The sequence below is a fragment of the Curtobacterium sp. GC_Cur_3 genome, from assembly GCF_026544205.1.
Lineage (GTDB): Bacteria > Actinomycetota > Actinomycetes > Actinomycetales > Microbacteriaceae > Curtobacterium.
The window spans coordinates 22,753-41,856 of the sequence record NZ_JALNUI010000030.1 but is presented as its reverse complement, the minus strand read 5'-3'; the positions used below and the strand labels follow the sequence as shown (position 1 = coordinate 41,856).

15 protein-coding genes are annotated in these 19,104 nt (G+C 71.1%); 8 read left to right on the top strand and 7 right to left on the bottom strand.

Features of this window, described 5'->3' with window-relative positions:
- The 3 genes from OXR63_RS14905 to OXR63_RS14895 all read right to left on the bottom strand — a co-directional run.
- Positions 1-403, bottom strand: a 403-nt coding sequence (locus tag OXR63_RS14905) for a biotin/lipoyl-containing protein (RefSeq protein WP_308202650.1), incomplete at its 3' end; no start/stop codon positions are given.
- Between the two features lie 61 nt (positions 404-464).
- The gene (gene lpdA, locus OXR63_RS14900) at positions 465-1,838 is read right to left on the bottom strand and encodes a dihydrolipoyl dehydrogenase (RefSeq protein ID WP_267424545.1); all 1,374 of its coding nucleotides are present in this window, start codon (positions 1,836-1,838) and stop codon (positions 465-467) included.
- 154 nt (positions 1,839-1,992) lie between these two features.
- Positions 1,993-3,471: a leucyl aminopeptidase gene (locus OXR63_RS14895; RefSeq protein ID WP_267424544.1), complete on the bottom strand. Its 1,479-nt coding sequence runs from the start codon at positions 3,469-3,471 to the stop codon at positions 1,993-1,995.
- 84 nt (positions 3,472-3,555) lie between these two features.
- Between OXR63_RS14895 and OXR63_RS14890 the strand changes: the two genes are divergently transcribed.
- The 5 genes from OXR63_RS14890 to OXR63_RS14870 all read left to right on the top strand — a co-directional run bounded on the left by OXR63_RS14890 (position 3,556) and on the right by OXR63_RS14870 (position 9,461).
- Complete coding sequence (locus OXR63_RS14890; RefSeq protein ID WP_374116143.1) at positions 3,556-4,470, top strand: proteasome assembly chaperone family protein; 915 nt, start codon at positions 3,556-3,558, stop codon at positions 4,468-4,470.
- 91 nt (positions 4,471-4,561) lie between these two features.
- Positions 4,562-5,881 (top strand): MFS transporter, encoded by a 1,320-nt coding sequence (locus OXR63_RS14885; protein WP_267424543.1) that lies wholly within the window; start codon positions 4,562-4,564, stop codon positions 5,879-5,881.
- Between the two features lie 258 nt (positions 5,882-6,139).
- Positions 6,140-7,423, top strand: coding sequence for an RNA polymerase sigma factor (locus OXR63_RS14880; RefSeq protein WP_194661058.1), 1,284 nt, complete (start codon positions 6,140-6,142; stop codon positions 7,421-7,423).
- A gap of 8 nt (positions 7,424-7,431) precedes the next feature.
- Positions 7,432-8,691: a MurT ligase domain-containing protein gene (locus tag OXR63_RS14875; protein ID WP_267424542.1), complete on the top strand. Its 1,260-nt coding sequence runs from the start codon at positions 7,432-7,434 to the stop codon at positions 8,689-8,691.
- Positions 8,688-9,461 carry a type 1 glutamine amidotransferase gene (locus tag OXR63_RS14870; RefSeq protein ID WP_267424541.1) on the top strand — a complete coding sequence of 258 codons (774 nt, stop codon included), beginning with the start codon at positions 8,688-8,690 and terminating at the stop codon, positions 9,459-9,461. The genes OXR63_RS14875 and OXR63_RS14870 overlap by 4 nt, the downstream gene beginning before the upstream one ends.
- A gap of 151 nt (positions 9,462-9,612) precedes the next feature.
- On the opposite strand, the gene OXR63_RS14865 is transcribed toward OXR63_RS14870, so the two are convergent.
- On the bottom strand, positions 9,613-9,837 hold the full coding sequence (locus tag OXR63_RS14865; RefSeq protein WP_071275757.1) for a DUF7455 domain-containing protein: 225 nt from the start codon (positions 9,835-9,837) through the stop codon (positions 9,613-9,615).
- Positions 9,838-10,004: 167 nt separating this feature from the next.
- Between OXR63_RS14865 and OXR63_RS14860 the strand changes: the two genes are divergently transcribed.
- Positions 10,005-12,131, top strand: a complete 2,127-nt coding sequence (locus OXR63_RS14860; protein WP_267424540.1) for a DNA gyrase/topoisomerase IV subunit B — start codon at positions 10,005-10,007, stop codon at positions 12,129-12,131.
- A gap of 476 nt (positions 12,132-12,607) precedes the next feature.
- Here OXR63_RS14860 and OXR63_RS14855 read toward each other — a convergent pair whose 3' ends face one another.
- On the bottom strand, positions 12,608-15,094 hold the full coding sequence (locus tag OXR63_RS14855; protein WP_267424539.1) for a DNA gyrase/topoisomerase IV subunit A: 2,487 nt from the start codon (positions 15,092-15,094) through the stop codon (positions 12,608-12,610).
- A gap of 25 nt (positions 15,095-15,119) precedes the next feature.
- Here OXR63_RS14855 and OXR63_RS14850 point away from each other — a divergent pair, with 25 nt between their 5' ends.
- Positions 15,120-16,271, top strand: coding sequence for an alkaline phosphatase family protein (locus OXR63_RS14850; RefSeq protein ID WP_267424538.1), 1,152 nt, complete (start codon positions 15,120-15,122; stop codon positions 16,269-16,271).
- Between the two features lie 98 nt (positions 16,272-16,369).
- Here OXR63_RS14850 and sepH read toward each other — a convergent pair whose 3' ends face one another.
- On the bottom strand, positions 16,370-17,383 hold the full coding sequence (gene sepH / locus OXR63_RS14845; RefSeq protein WP_267424537.1) for a septation protein SepH: 1,014 nt from the start codon (positions 17,381-17,383) through the stop codon (positions 16,370-16,372).
- Positions 17,384-17,750: 367 nt separating this feature from the next.
- Here sepH and OXR63_RS14840 point away from each other — a divergent pair, with 367 nt between their 5' ends.
- On the top strand, positions 17,751-18,050 hold the full coding sequence (locus OXR63_RS14840; protein WP_031263038.1) for a DUF4193 domain-containing protein: 300 nt from the start codon (positions 17,751-17,753) through the stop codon (positions 18,048-18,050).
- Between the two features lie 578 nt (positions 18,051-18,628).
- On the opposite strand, the gene OXR63_RS14835 is transcribed toward OXR63_RS14840, so the two are convergent.
- Entirely contained in the window at positions 18,629-19,060 is a 432-nt protein-coding gene (locus OXR63_RS14835) for a DUF3093 domain-containing protein (RefSeq protein WP_267424536.1), read from the bottom strand.
- Positions 19,061-19,104: the final 44 nt, after the last annotated feature.

Below are 19,104 nucleotides of genomic sequence, written 5' to 3'. Positions count from 1 at the left end.
GGGTCTGTCCGGCCGGGGCCGGCTCGGGCTCGGTCGGCTCCGGGGCCTTGGCCTCGGTGTCCTGCTCGGTGCTCGGCTCGGCCTCGGGCGCTGCCTGGTCGGCAGCGGCCTCGTTCGAGTCCGACGCCGAGTCCGACGAACCGGAGTCGCCGTCGGAGGAGCCCGTGCCGTCGCCGATCTTCACCAGCGGAGTGCCGACCTCGACGGTCTCGTCCTCCTGGACCAGGATCTCCTCGACCACGCCGGCGATCGGCGACGGGATCTCGGTGTCGACCTTGTCGGTCGAGACCTCGAGCAGCGGCTCGTCGACCTCGACCCGGTCACCGACGTTCTTCAGCCATCGGGTCACCGTGCCCTCGGTGACGCTCTCGCCGAGCGCCGGGAGGTTGACGGATTCGCTCATCGGGTGGACTCCTCTTCGCAGGGGTGGATCGTGGTGGTTGTCGATGTCATCGTGCGCTGGCTCACAGGGCGTGGAGCGGCTTGCCGGCGAGGTGCATCAGCGCTTCGCCGAGGGCTTCGCTCTGGGTCGGGTGCGCGTGGATGAGCGGCGCGACGTCCTCGGGGTGGGCTTCCCAGTTCACGGCGAGCTGAGCCTCCGCGATGAGTTCGCCGACGCGGGCGCCGATCATGCTGATGCCGACGACGGGGCCGTCGACGACCCGCACGACCTTGACCGCACCGGACGTGCCGATGATGTGGCTCTTGCCGTTGCCGGCGAGGTTGTACTCGTACGAGTCGACCTTGTCGGCGCCGTACTGCTCCTCGGCCTTCGACTGCGAGAGACCGACGGAGGCGACCTCGGGGTCGGAGTAGGTGACCTTGGGGATGTTCTTGTCCTCGATGACCACCGGGTTGAGCCCGGCGATCTCCTCGGCGACGAAGATGCCCTGCTGGAAGCCGCGGTGCGCGAGCTGCAGGCCGGGGACGATGTCGCCGACGGCGTAGACGTTCGGGACGTTCGTGGCGAGGCGCTCGTTCGTGATGACGAAGCCGCGGTCCATCGTGATGCCGACCTCGTCGTAGCCGACGTTCTGCGTGACGGGGCCACGGCCGACGGCGACGAGCAGGACGTCACCGTCGAAGGTCGTGCCGTCTTCGAGCGTGACGACGACACCGTTCTCGTGCTGCTCGACGCCCTGGAACCGGGTGCCGAGCGAGAACCCGATGCCGCGCTTGCGGAACGCGCGCTCGAGCTGCTTCGACATGGACTCGTCCTCGGCGGGGACCAGGTGGGGGAGGCCCTCGACGATGGTGACGTCGGCGCCGAAGGACTTCCAGACGCTGGCGAACTCGACACCGATCACGCCGCCGCCCAGGATGACGACCTTGTTCGGGACGTAGTCCATGCGGAGGGCGGTCTCGGAGGTGATGACCCGGCCGCCGATCTCGAGCCCGGGGAGGGACTTCGAGTAGGACCCGGTCGCCAGCACGACGTTCTTGCCGGTGACGGTCTGGTCGCCGACCTGCACGGTGTTCTGCGAGGTCAGGCGGCCCCAGCCCTCGACGACGGTGATGCCGCGGGCCTTGATGAGGCCCTGCAGGCCCTTGTACTTGGAGTTGATGACGCCCTGCTGGTACTCGATGACCTTGGGCACGTCGACACCAGCGAACTCGGCGAGGACGCCGTACTTCTCGGCGTCACGGGCGCCGTCGGCGATCTCGGCGGAGTGCAGCAGCGCCTTCGTCGGGATGCAGCCGCGGTGCAGGCAGGTCCCTCCGAGCTTGTCGCCCTCGATGAGCGCGACGCTCATCCCGAGCTCGGCTGCCCGGAGCGCAGCGGCGTACCCGCCACTCCCGCCACCGAGGACCACGACGTCGTAAGTCTGTTCCGTCACCTGGTGCAACTCCCTCGTGCATGTCGGGGCCGGTCGGGCCCGCACATGGACACCACCGCGGCGGTGTCCGACGGTCGGACCGCATGGTTCCGGTCCCGTCCCGTGTCGTTCCGGTGGGTGGCGTCGAGACGCCCGCCCCACCGGAACCAACCTACTACTTGGACTGGAGGTCTTCTGCGAGCGAGATGAGCGTGCGGACCATCGCACCGGTCGGTCCCTTGCCCAGCCACCCGTAGCCGCCGCCCTTGTTCTCCGAGGGGCCCGCGATGTCGAGGTGCGCCCAGGGGACACCCTCGCCCACGAAGCGCTCCAGGAACTTGCCCGCGAGCAGCATGCCGCCGGCCGGGTTGCCCACCGTGGCGTTCACCATGTCGGCGACGTCGCTGGCGAGCCGGGCGTCGAGCTCCTCGGGGAGGGGCATCGGCCAGATCGGCTCGGCGACGGACTCGGCGAGGGCGCGGACACGGGCCACGAGGTCGTCGGTGCCCATCAGGCCGGTGGTGCGGTCGCCGAGCGCGACGACCTGGGCGCCGGTGAGGGTGGCGACGTCGACGACCGCGTCGGGCTGCTCGAGCGAGGCCGCAGCGAGGCCGTCACCGAGGACCAGACGGCCCTCGGCGTCGGTGTTCGTGACCTCCACGGTCTTGCCGTTCTTCAGCGTCAGGACGTCACCGGGACGGATCGCCGACCCGGACGGCATGTTCTCGGCCAGGCAGAGCCACGCGGTGACCTTGACGTCCAGGCCGAGTCGAGCGGCGGCGACGGTCGCGGCGAGCACGGTCGCAGCGCCGGTCATGTCGGTCTTCATGCCGAGCATCGAGGCGGCCGGCTTGAGCGAGAGCCCGCCCGAGTCGAACGTGATGCCCTTGCCGACGAGGGCGAGGTGCTTCGTCGCGGACTCCGGCGCGTACCGGACGACGACCAGGCGCGGGGGACGGACGGACCCGGCCCCGACGCCGAGGATGCCGCCGAAGCCCTGGGCCTCGAGCGCGGTCTCGTCGAGCACCTCGACGGTCAGCGGCAGGTCCCCGGCGAGCCCGGTGGCCACGTCCGCGACGTCCGAGGGGCCGAGGTCGAGCGCGGCGGTGTTCACGAGGTCGCGCACCAGGGCGGCGGCGTCCGCGACGATCGCCGGGCGCACGGTCGCGTCGGCGACGGCTGACGGGGTGAGCACGACGACGCGCTGGTCGCCCCGCACCGGTCCGGTGCTGCCGGTGCCCCTGTGCCGGGTGAACGAGTAGGACCCGAGTGCCGCACCCTCGAGGGCGGCGTCCACGAGCTCGTCGGAGTCGGTCGGCAGAGCGAGCGCGATCGAGGACACGTGCGGGAGCTGCCGGACGGCGCTGCCCGCGGCCGAGCGGACGGCGGCGACGCCGCTGCCGGAGCCGAGGCCGATGAGCGCGATGCTGCCGGCGCTGACACCGGTGCCCGGCAGGCGAACGAGCTGGTCCTTCGCCCCCGTCACGCCGATCGCCGCGAGGTCGAGGTCATCGAGCTCGGAGAACGGCGTCGTCGCGGGCGGGACGATCGTCGCGGGAGCGCCGTCAGAGCCGGGGCGGACGCCGACGACGAGGACGTCGGCGTCGATCGAGGAGGGGGAGGCGGAGTCAGTGGAGAGCGTCGGTCGGACCATGCTCCAACCCTATCCAGGCACTGTTCGCTGTCGGCGTGGGCGTCGTGGCCGGTGGTGTCTGCACCCCCGCCTAGCATTGGGACGGTGAACCGCCCCGAGGACCTCTACACGTTCGACGAGTCCGCCCCGACGGTCCCCACCGGCCTGCACCTGGTCGCCGGACTCACCGGGTTCGCGGACGCCGGCTCGGCGGTCGCCCAGGTGACCACCTCGATCCTCGAGCGGCTGGACACCCGGCTCGTCGCCGAGTTCGACCCGGACGCGCTGCTCGACTGGCGTGCCCGTCGCCCGGTGATCACGTTCGAGCACGACCACATCACCGACATCGAACCGCCGCGGCTCGCCCTGCACCTGGTGCGCGACGAGATCGGGCAGCCCTTCCTCTTCCTCTCCGGCTACGAACCCGACTTCCAGTGGAACCGGTTCGTCCGCGCGGTGACCGACCTCGCCGCCGAGCTCCAGGTCGTGGACACGACGTGGGTGCAGTCGATCCCGATGCCCGTGCCGCACACCCGCCCCGTCAGCCTCACCGTGTCGGGCACGCGCGCCGACCTCATCGAGTCGATGAGCGTCTGGAAGCCGGAGACCCAGGCGCCGGCGAACGTCCTGCACCTCGTCGAGCACCGTCTCACCGAGCTCGAGCGCCAGGTGACGGGCCTGGTGCTCCTCGTCCCGCACTACCTCTCCGACACGGAGTACCCCGACGCCGCGGTGGCCGCCCTGTCCGGGATCGCCGCCGCGACCGGGCTGATCTTCCCGACGGACGCCCTGCGTGAAGAGGGTCGCGAGTTCGCGCTCCGCGTCGACGAGCAGGTCGCCGGCAACGGCGAGCTGCAGCGCCTCGTCGCGGCGCTCGAGGAACGCCACGACACCTACATGGAGGGCAACCCCGTCGGCTCGCCCCTCACCGGCGTCGACGGCGAGGTCCCCACGGCCGACGCGATCGCGGCCGAGCTGGAGCGCTTCCTGGCGGACCGCCGGGACGCCTCCGACGACTGACCCAGCCAGGAGGCCCCTCCACAGCCGTCCACGCAGCGCGCGTCCTCCACAGCTCGTCCTGGCGGCGGGGCCGCGCCGCTAGCCTTGTCGGGTGAACTCCCGCCGTGCCTTCGTCGTGTGGGGCGTCGCGGTCCTCGCGTACGTCCTGGCGGTCGTGCAGCGGTCCTCGCTCGGTGTGTCCGGCGTGGACGCGCAGGACCGCTTCGCGGTCTCCGCCGCCGTCCTGTCCACCCTGGCGGTCGTGCAGATCGCCGTGTACGCGGGGCTGCAGATCCCCGTCGGGATCGCCCTCGACCGGATCGGCCCGCGGCGCCTCGTGCTGCTCGGGGCCCTGCTGCTCGTGCTCGGGCAGGCCGTCGTCGCGGTGTCACCCACGATCGGCCCGGCGGTGGTCGGGCGGGTCCTGGTCGGTGCCGGGGACGCCATGACCTTCATCTCGGTGATCCGCCTTCTGCCGATGTGGTTCAGCGGCCGGATCCTGCCGCAGATCTCGCAGTGGACGGGCAACCTCGGGCAGGTCGGCCAGATCGCGTCGGCGTTCCCCTTCGCGCTGCTGCTGCACAGCGCCGGCTGGACGGTGGCGTTCGGGGTGGCCGCAGCGGCGAGTGCCGTCGGGCTCGTCCTGGCGTTCGTCTTCGTGCGGAACGGCCCCGTCCCCGTGCGCACCGACACGATCCCGCTGCCGCACACCTGGTCGGCGGCGTTCCACACGTTCGGGCACGCACTCCGCCGCCCCGGCACGCAGCTCGGGTTCTGGTCGCACTACGTCACCCAGTCCTCGGGCACGGTGTTCAGCCTGCTGTGGGGCGTGCCGATGCTCCGCGGGCTCGGGTACTCCTCGACCGAGGCCGCCGGCTTCCTCACCGTGATCGTCGCCGTCGGGTTCGTCGCGGGGCCGCTCCTCGGCGTGCTCTGTGCCCGGTACCCGCTCCGTCGGTCGAACCTGGTGCTCGGCGTGGTCGTCCTGCTCGGGGTCGTGTGGACGTTCGTGCTCGTCTGGCCGGGGCACCCGCCGACCTGGCTCCTCGTGCTGCTCGTCGTGGCGATGGGCATCGGAGGGCCCGGCTCGCTCATCGGGTTCGACTTCGCCCGCTCGTTCAACCCGATGGGCTCCCTCGGGTCGGCGAACGGCGTCGTCAACGTCGGGGGCTTCCTGGCGGCCTTCGTGATGATGTTCCTCATCGGCGTGCTCCTCGACGCGGTCGCCCGGGTCACGGGGGACACCGTCTTCGCCTGGTCGAACTTCCGGGTCGCGCTCACCGTGCAGTACGTCGTGGTCGGGTTCGGCGTCGGGATGCTGCTGCACGCCCGCCGTCGGACGCGCGCCCAGATGCACGCGCAGGACGGAATACGGGTGGCACCACTCTGGGTTGCACTCGTTGCACGCCTGCGGAAGCGGACCGTGCAATAATGAAGACCGGACCCGTTCGGGTCTCCCGTGTACAGGTGCTCCATTCGGGGCGCGCGTTTCGTCGGGGGACTTGACATGGGTCCTAGTGCTGCCCCGAACGCGTGGAGTCGCTGCCCTGACCGGGTGGTGTCGCTGCTCTGGACGTGCAGCACCGCCAAGAGCGACGGGCCAGTGACGCGGGGGAACTGCGGCGCCGGCCCTGGGTGCAGAGGGAAGGCCACGACCCCATGAACGTGGCACGACGAGAGAGGTGATCGCATGGCTGCCCGGAGCACGACGATCGATCCCACGAAGGACAACGCCGACACGGTGACCGAGGCCGAGAGCCCCGAGACCGACGGCACCGCTGCGCCGAAGAAGCGCGCGACGAAGGCCCCCGCCAAGAAGGCGGCCGCCCCGAAGAAGGCCGCGGTCAAGAAGCCCGCGACGAAGAAGGCCGCGTCCGACGAGGACGAGGACGACGCCGTCGAGCCCGTGGAGGCCGTCGACGCGACGGACGACACCGACGACGACACCGAGGACAAGCCGCGCACCGCCGCGGTGGAGGCCGCCAACGCGGTCGCCGCAGGCGCGCTCGTCATCTCGCAGTCCGACGACGACGAAGCGCCGGTCTACTCGACGACCATCACCGGCGCGACCGCTGACCCGGTCAAGGACTACCTCAAGCAGATCGGCAAGGTCGCCCTGCTGAACGCTGAACAAGAGGTCGAGCTCGCGATGCGCATCGAGGCCGGCCTGTTCGCCGAGGACAAGCTGCAGCACACCACCGGCCTGTCGAAGCCCGAGGAGCGCGAGCTCCGCTGGGTCGCTCGTGACGGCCAGCGGGCGAAGTCGCACCTGCTCGGCGCGAACCTCCGCCTCGTCGTGTCGCTCGCCAAGCGCTACACCGGCCGTGGCATGCAGTTCCTGGACCTGATCCAGGAGGGCAACCTGGGCCTCATCCGTGCCGTCGAGAAGTTCGACTACACGAAGGGCTTCAAGTTCTCGACCTACGCCACGTGGTGGATCCGTCAGGCCATCACGCGCGCCATGGCCGACCAGGCCCGCACCATCCGCATCCCGGTGCACATGGTCGAGGTCATCAACAAGCTCGCCCGCGTCCAGCGGCAGATGCTGCAGGACCTGGGCCGCGAACCCACCCCGGAAGAGCTCGCCCGCGAGCTCGACATGACCCCGGAGAAGGTCGTCGAGGTCCAGAAGTACGGCCGCGAGCCGATCTCGCTCCACACCCCCCTGGGTGAAGACGGCGACTCCGAGTTCGGTGACCTCATCGAGGACACCGAGGCGGTCGTGCCGGCCGACGCGGTGGGCTTCACGATGCTGCAGAAGCAGCTCGAGAGCCTGCTCGACTCCCTGTCCGAGCGCGAAGCCGGTGTCATCCGGATGCGCTTCGGCCTGGGCGACGGTCAGCCGAAGACGCTCGACCAGATCGGTGACACGTTCGGCGTGACGCGTGAGCGCATCCGCCAGATCGAGTCCAAGACGATGGCGAAGCTCCGCCACCCGTCGCGGTCGCAGTCGCTGCGCGACTACCTCGAGTAGGCCGACGGTTGCGTTTCTTCATCCCGATCCTCATCGGGCGGATCCTCCGCGCCCTCGCACGTGCGCGGGGTGGGGGGTCCGCCTACCCGGGCTTCATCGTCCTGAAGCTCGTGCCGGACTTCCTGCAGCGCGTCACGAAGCAGTTCCCCAACGGGGTCGTCTTCGTGCTGGGGTCGAACGGCAAGTCCACGACGACGCACATGATCTCGGACATCGTCCGGGCGCACGGGCTGCGGGTCTTCACCAACCCGTCGGGCGCCAACCTGCCGCAGGGCATCGCGTCGGCGCTCCTGTCCGAGGTGTCGCTCACCGGGCGGCTCAAGGCGGACATCGGGATCCTCGAGGTCGACGAGGCCTTCGCCGTCGAGCTCGCCGGCATCCTGTCGCCGTCCACCGTGACGATGCTCAACGTGCAGGTGGACCAGCTCTACCGGTTCTTCGAGACCGAGCGCGTGGCGACGATGATGCTCGACACGGCGGCACTGTCGACCGCGAACGTCATCACGAACCACGACGACCAGTTCCTCGACGCCTACAGTGCGGTCGCCGGCCAGCGGGTCCTGCGCTTCGGCGCGAGCGCCGCCATCGTGGCCGCCAGCCCGAACGGTCTGCAGAACGCGGACGACTTCGACCGCGCCGACGCCGAGCAGTCGGTCATCGACGCCGAGGTCACCGAGCACACCGGTGACGCCGCGACGATCGCCTTCGGGGGATCGGACATCGCCGTGCGCCTGCCCGCGCGTGGCCTGCACTACGCGGTCGACGCCGCAGCGGCCACCGCGACGGCCAGTGCGGCCCTCGGAGCCCAGTTCCGCACCGACGCCGTCACCCGGGCCTTCTCGACGATGAAGCCTGCGTACGGCCGCGGTGAACGCCTGCCCATCGCCGGCGAGTCCGCCGAGTTCACGATGTTCAAGAACGCCGCGAGCCTGCAGCTCAACCTCGACGCACTGCCGGAGCACCCCGAGCAGGTGCTCATGGCGATCGACGAGGGCACACCGGACATCTCGTGGATCTACGACATCGACTTCTCCAAGCTCGACCACGTCGACGTCGTCTCCGGTGACAAGGCCTGGCAGATCGCGATCGCCCTCGAGCACGCCGGAGTCCGGATCGGCCGAGTCGAACCCGACGTCGAGGCCGCGATCAGGCTCATGCAGGGCCTCGGCACGACGAGCACCGGCACGAAGAACTTCATCGTCAACTACGAGATCATGATGATCGCCCGGAAGGCCCTCGGCCACCCGGACCTGGAGAAGACCGCATGACGGCCGATCGCCTGACCATCCTGCACGTGTACCCGCGGCAGATGGGGGTGTCGGGGGACCGCGGCAACGTGGTCGCCCTGACCCGCCGTGCCGACGCCGCCGACCTCCCGACGGAGGTCGTCGAGTACGCCCCGGGTGACGACCTGCCCACCGCGGCCGACGTGGTCGTCATCGGGAACGGTCCGCTCAGCGCGATGCGGTCCCTCGGCGCCGACGTCGCCCGGATCGCGGCTCCTCTCCGTGACCTCGCTGCCGCCGGTGTCCCCGTGGTCGCACTCGGTGGCGGCTTCGACCTGGCGACGAACGAGGTCGTCCCGACCGACGGTGCGCCGGTGCAGGGCTTCGGTGTGTTCGACGCCCGCGCGGTCCGCGGTGCCGAGCGTCGCGTCAACTACTTCGTGCTCGAGACCCGCTACCCGCTGCTCGCCGGCGCGTCGAAGCGGCTCGCTGCGTTCGAGGACCACGCCACGCGGATCGAGCTCGGTTCCGGGGTCACCCCGTTCGCGGACGTCGTGTCCGGCGGCGGGAACCAGGCCGGTTCCCCGGTCGAGGGTGCTGTCCGCGGCACCTCCTTCGGCACACACGCGCAGGGCCCGCTCCTGCCGCTGAACCCGGCCCTCACCGACGCCGTCCTGGCCGCGGCCGCGGAGCGTGTCGGCCGGTCCTACGCACCGGACCCCGACCGCACGGCGAGCATCGACCGGTACGCGCGCGAAGCGCGCGCCACCGTCGACCGGTTCGTCGACAAGGCGTTCAAGCGCATCGCCTGACCACGCGCTGACGGCGACCGCCTGGAGGCCCGCCACCGGTCCACGAGACCGGTGCCGGGCCTCCAGGCCGTTGCTGCCGGTGTGTCTGCGCTGGTGAACGACGACGGGCCCGGATCCTGGTGGATCCGGGCCCGTTGCTGGTGCGTGGTGCTTACTTCGACTCGCGGAGTCGGCTGCTCTCGTCGTGCCACTCGATGGCGGTGGCGGCGAGCTTGTCCTTGAACTCGGCGCCGTGGTGGGCGCAGAAGAACAGTTCACCGCTGGCCATGGTGGCTCGGATGTAGGCCTGCGCACCGCAGCTGTCACACCGGTCGGCAGCGGTGAGCTGGTGGTTGCTGACGTCGTCGATGGAGAGGTCCTGCACGGTCTGGGTCATTGCTGTGCTCCTCACGGATTGCAGGTGGTGCTTCCTGGTTGCACCATTTCAACACGTGATGCCTGGATGTACGGCATTGTGTGCGCCCATTTCGCTCAGCGCGGACCGATCGTCCCCAGTGCGAGTGTCAGGCGGGTGGTGTCGGTCGTGCTGGGTAGGCTCGGGAGGTGAGCTCCGACTACTCCGCACGGCATCTCTCCGTCCTCGAAGGACTCGAGGCAGTCCGGAAGCGTCCCGGCATGTACATCGGGTCGACGGACTCCCGTGGCCTCATGCACTGCCTGTGGGAGATCATCGACAACTCGGTCGACGAAGCCCTCGCCGGACACGGTGACGAGATCGGTGTGCGGTTGTTCCCGGACGGCTCCGTCCAGGTCACCGACACCGCCCGCGGCATCCCCGTCGACGTCGAGCCGAAGACCGGCCTGACCGGGGTGGAGGTCGTCTTCACGAAGCTCCACGCCGGCGGCAAGTTCGGGTCGGGGTCGTACGCGGCGTCCGGCGGTCTGCACGGTGTCGGTGCCTCCGTCGTCAACGCGCTGTCGGAGCGTCTCGACGTCGAGGTCGACCGCGGCGGCAAGACCTACGCCATGTCGTTCCACCGCGGTGAGCCCGGCCTGTTCGACGACTCGGACGGCATCGGGCCGGACGCGCCCTTCAGCCCGTTCACCTCGGGCAGCGAACTGCGCGTGGTCGGCAAGGTCAAGAAGGGCGTCACCGGGTCGCGGGTGCGGTACTGGGCCGACCGGCAGATCTTCACCAGGGACGCCGCCTTCAGCATGTCCGACCTGGTCAACCGAGCACGCCAGACCGCGTTCCTGGTGCCAGGCCTCGGGCTCACCATCACCGACGAGCGCCCTGCAGCCATCACCGCTGCCGCCGAGCGCGCCGCTGCGACGGGGGTCGAGGTCGCCGAGGGGCCCGTCGTCGAGCGCTTCCGGTACGAGGGCGGCATCGGCGAGTTCGTCGAGCACCTCGCCGTCGACGGCGCGAAGACCGACGTCTGGCGCATCCAGGGCTCGGGCACGTTCAAGGAGACCGTGCCGATGCTCGACGACAAGGGCCACATGGTGTCGACCGAGGTCGAGCGCACCTGCGAGGTCGACGTCGCCCTGCGCTGGGGCGACGGCTACGAGACCGTGCTGCGCAGCTTCGTCAACATCATCGCCACGCCGAAGGGCGGTACCCACCAGACGGGCTTCGAGGCCGGGCTGGTGAAGGCCGTCCGGACCCAGGTCGAGGCCAACGCCCGCAAGCTCAAGCTCGGGCAGGACAAGCTCGAGAAGGACGACGTGCTCGCCGGCCTGACCGCCGTGCTGACCGTCCGGCTGCCGGAACCGCAGTTCGAGGGTCAGACGAAGGAGATCCTCGGGACGCCCGCGGTCCGTCGTGTCGTGGACTCGGTCGTCTCCAAGCGGATGACCGAGATCCTCACGTCGACGCAGCGCACCGAGAAGGCGCAGGCCGCGGCACTGCTCGAGAAGGTCGTCGCGGAGATGAAGACCCGTATCTCGGCCCGGGCGCACAAGGAGACCCAGCGCCGTAAGAACGCGCTCGAGAACTCCTCCCTGCCGACGAAGCTCGCGGACTGCCGCTCGAACGACGTCGAGGGCACCGAGCTCTTCATCGTCGAGGGTGACTCCGCGCTCGGCACCGCCAAGCTCGCGCGCAACAGCGAGTACCAGGCGCTCCTGCCCATCCGCGGCAAGATCCTCAACGTGCAGAAGGCGTCCGTGTCGGACATGCTCTCGAACGCCGAGTGCGCCTCGATCATCCAGGTGATCGGCGCCGGGTCCGGTCGGACGTTCGAGCTCGACCAGGCCCGCTACGGCAAGGTCATCATCATGTCCGACGCCGACGTCGACGGCGCCCACATCCGCACGCTGCTCCTGACGCTCTTCTTCCGGTACATGCGGCCGATGATCGAGCAGGGTCGGGTGTTCGCCGCGGTGCCGCCGCTGCACCGGGTCGTCGTGATCAACCGCGGCAAGCCGAACGACACGCTCTACACGTACTCCGAGCAGGAACTCCAGGCCGTGCTGAAGAAGCTGGCGCGGTCGGGCAAGAAGTACCAGGAGCCGATCCAGCGCTACAAGGGGCTCGGCGAGATGGACGCCGACCAGCTCGCGGAGACGACGATGGACCGTGCGCACCGCACCCTTCGCCGGGTCCAGGTGCCCCACGCCGAGTCCGCTGCGAAGGTCTTCGAGCTGCTGATGGGGAACGACGTCGCGCCGCGCAAGGAGTTCATCCTGGCCGGCGAGGGTCTGGACCGCGACCGCATCGACGTGTAGCGCCGCTGCGCGGTACTGACATTGTGAGACACCCCCGTCTGCTTGGGGCGCCGGTGTCTCGCGTGCGCGACTGCCGGTGAGGCCGCGTGAGACGCCCCCGTCTGTGCGGAACGCCGGCGTTTCGCGTCCGGGACAGTCGATGAAGCGGCGTGAGACGCCCCCGTCTGTGCGGAACGCCTCGTGGTCGCCGAGACGGGGGTGTCTCGGGCGACCTGGGCCGCGCGGTCCGGGCGGACGGTTCGGCCGCGCCGAGTCTCGGCTGGGCGGACACTTTCGCGCGTTCGGAGCGCGAGTTGTGTCCGCGGGGCCGAGACTCGGCAGCGGGGGCGGCCGCGCCGCCGCAGCGCGGCCGCGCTACGCGTCGCAGCGCGGCCGCGCTACGCGTCGCAGCGCGGCCGCGCTACGCGTCGCAGCCCGCGCTACGCGTCGCAGCCCGCGCTACGCGTCGCAGCCCGCGCTACGCGTCGCAGCCCGCGCTACGCGTCGCCGCGCGTGCCGTCGAGCGTCGCGGCGCTGCCGCCGATCGACCCGACGACGTTGTCGAGCGAACTACCCGACCCGTCGCGCTTCGACATCCAGTCGGGCAGGGTCCGGGCAGCGCCGTCCGTCCCGACCGCGTGCGGCGGTGCGATGCCGGCCCACGCCACGGTGAGGCCGTCCTCGCCCTTGAGGAACGCGTGCGCCCGGACACCCTGCGTCGCACGGCCCTTCGCGGGGAACTCGGACAGGGACGAGACCTTGGCGCGCCCGGTGTCCGTGCCGGGCAGGGCGGACGAGGACGTGGAGACGGTGGCGACGACGGCGTCCTCGGACGGAGCGACGGCGCCGAACCAGATCACCGAGGCACCGGAGGCCAGCGCCACGCCGGCGACTCCGCCGGCAGGGAGGCCCTGGGCGCGGACGGCTGCGGCCCCGAACCGGAGCAGCTGCGCGTTCGAGGTGATGAACACGAGGTCGTCCGACTCGGCCGACTGGGTGGCGCCGACGACCTGGTCGCCGGGCTTCAACCCGATCGCCACGAAGTCCGGTTTGTCCGGCCAGGCCCCGGGGACGACGCGCTTCACGACGCCCTGCGCGGTGCCGATCGCCAGGGAGTGCTCGGACGCAGCGCCGAGGTCCACCACGGCGACGACGGACTCGCCCCGGGGGATGCCGAGGTACTCGTGGACCCGCACCCCGGCGTCGAGCCGGACGGCGGCGGGCGGGACGGACGGCACGTCGACGGGGGAGAACCGCACGATGCGGCCGGTGGAGGTCAGCGCGCCGACCTGCCCGCGGACGGTGCTGAGCACGCTCGACAGGACGGCGTCGTGCTTGGAGCGCTTCGGCACCCGCACGACCCCGAGTTCGGCGGTCGGGACGTCGACGCGGACGAGCCGCCCGGTGGTCGACAGCAGCACGCGGCACGGGGCGTCGGCGACCTGGAGGTCCTCGGGGTCGACGACGGCCTTCTTGCCGCCGCGCACCGGGGCGTCGGCCTCGGTCAGGAGCGTGCGGCGCGGCGTCGCGAACTTGTCGGAGACCTCGGTGAGCTCGAGCGCGACCTGGGCACGGAGACGGTCGTCGGAGGCGAGCAGTTCCTCCAGCGCGGCGATGTCGGCGAGGAGCTGGTCCCGCTCGCCCTCGAGCTCCATCCGCGAGAACTTCGTGAGCCGCCGCAGGCGCAGTTCGAGGATGTACTCGGCCTGCACCTCGGACAGGTCGAACACGTCCCGCAGACGGCTGCGTGCGGCCTCGGAGTCGTCGGACGTGCGGATGACCTGGATGACCTCGTCGATGTCGAGGATCGCGATGAGCAGGCCCTCGACCAGGTGCAGGCGTTCGCGGCGCCGCGCCAGCCGGTACTCGGTCCGCCGCGTGACGACGGCGATGCGGTGCTGCACGTAGACGTCGAGCAGCTCGCGCAGGCCGAGCGTGCGCGGGGAGCCACCGACCAGGGCGACGTTGTTGATGCCGAAGCCCTCTTCGAGCGGGGTGTGCTTGTACAGCTGCTCGAGCACGGCCGCGGGGTTGAACCCGGACTTGATGCCGATGACGAGCCGCAGCACGTGGTTGCGGTCGGTCAGGTCGTTGACGTCGGAGATGCCGACGAGCTTCTTCGCCTGGACGCCGTCCTTGATCTTCTCGATCACGCGCTCGGGGCCGACGAGGTAGGGCAGCTCGGTGACGACGAGGCCGGTCTTGCGGGGCGAGAGGGTCTCGACGCTGACCTTGGCCCGGGTGCGGAAGGTGCCACGCCCGGTGGCGTAGGCGTCGCGCACGCCCGACAGCCCGACGATCGTGCCGCCGGAGGGCAGGTCCGGCCCCGGCACGTACTCCATCAGCTCCTCGAGCGACGCCTTCGGGTGCAGGAGCAGGTGCTTGGCGGCCTCGACCACCTCGCCGAGGTTGTGCGGCGCCATGTTGGTCGCCATGCCGACCGCGATGCCCGACGCGCCGTTGACCAGCAGGTTCGGGAACGCGGCGGGCAGCACGCCCGGCTGCATGATCTGGTTGTCGTAGTTCGGGACGAAGTCGACGACGTCCTCGCCGAGGTTCTCGGTCATGGCCATCGACGGTTCGGCGAGCCGGGCCTCGGTGTACCGGGCAGCGGCGGGGCCGTCGTCGAGCGATCCGAAGTTGCCGTGGCCGTCGACGAGCGGCACGCGCATCGTGAACGGCTGGGCCATGCGCACCAGGGCGTCGTAGATGGCGCCGTCGCCGTGCGGGTGCAGCTTGCCCATCACCTCGCCGGTGACGCGGGCGCTCTTCACGTGGCCGCGGTCCGGCCGCAGGCCCATCTCCGACATCTGGTACAGGATCCGGCGCTGCACGGGCTTGAGGCCGTCGCGGGCGTCGGGCAGGGCACGCGAGTAGATGACCGAGTACGCGTACTCGAGGAACGAGCCCTGCATCTCCTCGGAGACGTCGACGTCCTCGATGCGCTCACCGTCGGGGAGGCCGACTGTGTCCGTGCGTGCCATGGGACCTTTCTGGGAGTATCGGAGGGTGACACTGAGCCTACCGACGGCCCCCGACGCCACCGCGAACCTCGCCGACGTGCTGCCGAGTTGCCTCGTGGCGCTCGGCGCTGCGGACGACACGTGGTTGCGCACACAGGGCCTGGAGGCTCGGATCCCGCTCCGCCCCGCCCGTTCCGCGGTCGTCGTCCTGGTCGACGGCCTCGGCGCGAACGCGCTCGGCGCGCGTGCCGGGCACGCCCGGTTCCTGACGGGCTCCCGGAAGCGCCTGCGCAGCGGGTTCCCGACGACGACCGCCGCGGCGCTCTCGACCCTGACGACCGGCCGCTCGCCCGGCACCCACGGCGTGGTCGGGTACAGCGGCTGGAGCCCGGACACCGGGGAGGTCGTGAACCTGCTCAGCGGGTGGGACGACGAGGTGCCCGCCGGGTGGCTCCGCACGCCCACTCTGTTCACCGAGGCACCGGGCATCGGCGTCGACCCCGTGGTCGTCGGTCCGGCGCGCTACGAGTCGTCGGGCATGACCGCGAACGTCCTCAGCGGCGCGCGGTACGTCCCCGCCGACACCATCGCGCAGCGGGTCGACGCGGCGATCGCGGCCACGCTCACCGGCACGGCGCTCGTGTACCTCTACGTCCCCGAGCTCGACTCGATCGCGCACAAGCACGGGTGGCAGTCCGACCGCTGGACGGCGGCGCTGGAGTCGCTCGACGGGGAGCTCGCCCGCCTGGCCGCCGGCGTCGCCCGGGACGTCGGGGTGCTCGTCACGGCGGACCACGGCATCCTCGACGTGCCCGAGGAGACGAACATCGCGATCGACCCCGACCTGCTCCAGGACGTCGTCGGGGTCGCGGGGGACCCACGCTGCCGCCAGCTCACCGTGGCCCCGGGGACAGACGTGCCAGGGCTGGCCGAGGCCTGGCGCGCCACCTACGGCAAGCGGGCGTACGTCGCGAGCCGCGAGGAGGCGATCGCCGCGGGCTGGTTCGGCGCCGTGTCCGAGGACGTGCTGCCGCGCATCGGCGACGTGGTCGTGGTGGCCAGGAGCACGTGGGCGTTCAACGACGACCGGGCGCTGAAGCCCGGAGCGGTGCCGAAGCGGATGATCGGCCAGCACGGGGCGATGACCGATGACGAGCTGCTCGTCCCGCTGCGCCTCGCCGGGGCGTTCGCGAGCTGAGCCGCGGGCACGACCCGCACCGGGCCCTGGACGGGAGCAGCCCGCCACGCGCGGTGCGTGACGGGCTGCTCCGAGCCTCCCGGCTGGACGGTGCGGTCTCAGACCTCGTCGTCGGGACGGGTCCCGAACACGATCTCGTCCCAGCTCGGCATCGAGCGGCGGTTCCGCTTCTTGCGGTCCGGGCGCGCCTCGGACTCCGGCGCGGAGGACGGACGGCCGTCCGGCTGCGGAGCGGTGTCGTTCGTGTCGGTGAAGCCGTGCAGCGGGATGTCGACCACGCTGACCGCGCCGCGCTGCTCCTCCTGCTGCTGGTCCGCGAAGGTGACGGACTCGCGCTCACCGCGGCGGCGGCGGAGTGCCTCGAGCAGGTCGGCGGTCTCGTTGCCCGGCGGACGCTCCTCGATCTGGGCGGTGCCGATGCGGGGGAGCGGCGCGCGGAGGGGAGCACGCTCGGGGACCTCGGGGTTCGTGACGGCCTCGTCCGGCTCGTCGACGCGGAAGGCGCCGGAGTCGAACCGGGTGCCGTCGGTGTCCTGCTGGTCGTACTCGACCGCACGGAGGCGGGGCGCGAGGCCCTCGTCCTCGGTGTGCGAGAGCCGGTGCGCGTCGCTCGTGTCCGGCGTCAGCGTCGAGGTCTTCGGGTCGAACGTCCACTGGGCGTCGTGCTCGACCTCGCCCGCCGTGTAGCGGACCTGCACCTGCCAGCCGTTCTCCACGTGCTTCCAGCTCGACCAGGTGACGTCGGTGGCCTCACCGGACTCGAGGCGGGCCGTTATCGCGTCGCCGAACACGTCGGGTGCGGAGTCGTCGGACGGCGTCACCGGCACGCGGCGGGCGGCGTCGAGGATGAAGGCACGCTCGGCGAGGACGGGACCCTCGAAGCGACGGACGTACTCGACGTCGACGTCGAGCGCCGAGGCGACGTCGGCCGCGTCGGCACCGCTGCGGATCCGGGCCTGGACGTCCTTCGGGGACACGCGCTTCTGCGGCATGCCGTCGGGGTTCGCCTGTCGGACCTGCCCCGGCAGCGCCGAGGTGACGGGCAACCGGAACTCGCTGCCGCCGTCGGTCGCGAGCAGGAGTGCCCCGGACTCCACTCCGATGACTCTCACGTCTTGCATGGTTCCGCCTTCCGAGCAGTTGCGTACGGTCTGCGTCGTACCCGGGAAGTATGCAGGGACCGGAGGCCGATTCCGGGGAGGCGCACGGGCGTGCCGTTTCCGGTGCGGTGCGGTACTTCGTGTCGTGGTGGGGCTGGGCTGGGCTCGGGCTTGGGCCCGGCCTGGGCGCGGCTTGGGCTTGGGCTTGAGCCCGGCCTGGGCGCGGCTTGGTCCTGGCCCTCGGGAATGGCCGGACCGCGCGACCGGTTGCACGCCCAGACGAGCCGCTGACCGCTCAGTTTGCATCGAGGCGGCACGTGTTGGATACTGTCGCCGCCGATCTCCGGCGACGACCTCTCGATACGAGAAATGGATGGGCATGGCCACCGATTACGACGCCCCCCGGAAGACCGACGACAACTCCGATTCGGAGTCGATCGAGGCCCTCAAGGAGCGCGTGCCCGACAAGATGTCCGGAGTCGTCGATGACGACTCCGACAACCCCGGCAGCTTCGAACTCGCCGGACAGGACCTCAGCGACGTCGACCTCGACGTCGTCGTGCTGCCCCCGCAGGTGGACGAGTTCACCTGCGTCGAGTGCTTCCTCGTGAAGCACCGGTCGCAGCTCGACCACGAGTCGAAGCTCGGCCCGGTCTGCGCGGAGTGCGCAGCGCTCTAGGGCACGCACGCGAACGTCGGACGGCCCGCATCCCCTCGGGGGTGCGGGCCGTCCGTCGTGTGTGGGGTGTTGCTTCGGGGACGGGGGGGCTGTGGGTCCGGGCTGCGTCGAAGGGTCGGTCGGTCGCGAGACGCCGGTGTCTCGGCGCTGACCGCTCGCGAGACGCCGGTGTCTGTGCGAGACGCCCTGTCCCGGGCGAGACGCCGCGGTTTTCGGCGGCGTTTCGGGAGTTCGGGGGCGTTTCGTCGAGACGCCGGCGTCTCAGTGGACGATGCTCGCGAGACGCCGGTGTCCGGGCGAGACGCCCTGTCCCGGGCGAGACGCCGCGGTTTTCGGCGGCGTTTCGGGAGTTCGGGGGCGTTTCGTCGAGACGCCGGCGTCTCGGCGCGCAAGGTCACGCGAGACGGGGGCGTCTCGGACGAGCAGTCACGCGAGACGGGGGCGTGTCGCGGAGACGGGGGTGTCTCGCGGCAACGGCAACGGCAACGGCAACGGCACCGGCACCGGCGGCGACAGCGGCGACCGCGTGGCAGCGGCAGCGGCGGCCGACTTGCCAGCGCGAGCGGCGCCGTTGGGCTTCAGGACCGCAGCGCGTCGACGACCTTGTCCGGGTTGCGCACGCTGACCAGCCAGTACGGGGTGGGGTCGGCGTCGTCGCGGACCTCGACGCGCACGACGGGCCGGACGTACCCGCGGAAGAGCGTCCACGCCCGGGCGTCGAGCTTCGGCCCGCGCTGGGTCGTGGCCTCGGCCCCGTGGAACGGCACGGCCTCGCCCACCACCGCGCGCGGCAGGTGCGCTCGTCCGGCGCGGAACTCGGTGTCGGTCACCTCGACCACGGGTGCGACGGCCCAGAGGAGCACGAGCACCCCGACCTCCATGGCCGCGGCGACGATGATCCCCGTCACGATGCTGATCGGCAGGAACACGAGGAGGCTCGCGGGGATGACGAGCGCCGTCGCCAGGTACAGGCTCGGCGGCGCCCAGAGACGTTCGCGGTACAGGGTCACGGGTCCATTCGACCACGACTCACCTGAGGTCACGGAACGGTCAC

Coding starts and splice junctions, on each gene's coding strand:
- OXR63_RS14880 (WP_194661058.1), top strand. CDS start 6,140: ATGGCTGCCCGGAGCACGACGATCGATCCCACGAAGGACAACGCCGAC.
- OXR63_RS14840 (WP_031263038.1), top strand. CDS start 17,751: ATGGCCACCGATTACGACGCCCCCCGGAAGACCGACGACAACTCCGAT.
- OXR63_RS14865 (WP_071275757.1), bottom strand. CDS start 9,837: ATGACCCAGACCGTGCAGGACCTCTCCATCGACGACGTCAGCAACCAC.
- OXR63_RS14895 (WP_267424544.1), bottom strand. CDS start 3,471: ATGGTCCGACCGACGCTCTCCACTGACTCCGCCTCCCCCTCCTCGATC.
- OXR63_RS14870 (WP_267424541.1), top strand. CDS start 8,688: ATGACGGCCGATCGCCTGACCATCCTGCACGTGTACCCGCGGCAGATG.
- OXR63_RS14855 (WP_267424539.1), bottom strand. CDS start 15,094: ATGGCACGCACGGACACAGTCGGCCTCCCCGACGGTGAGCGCATCGAG.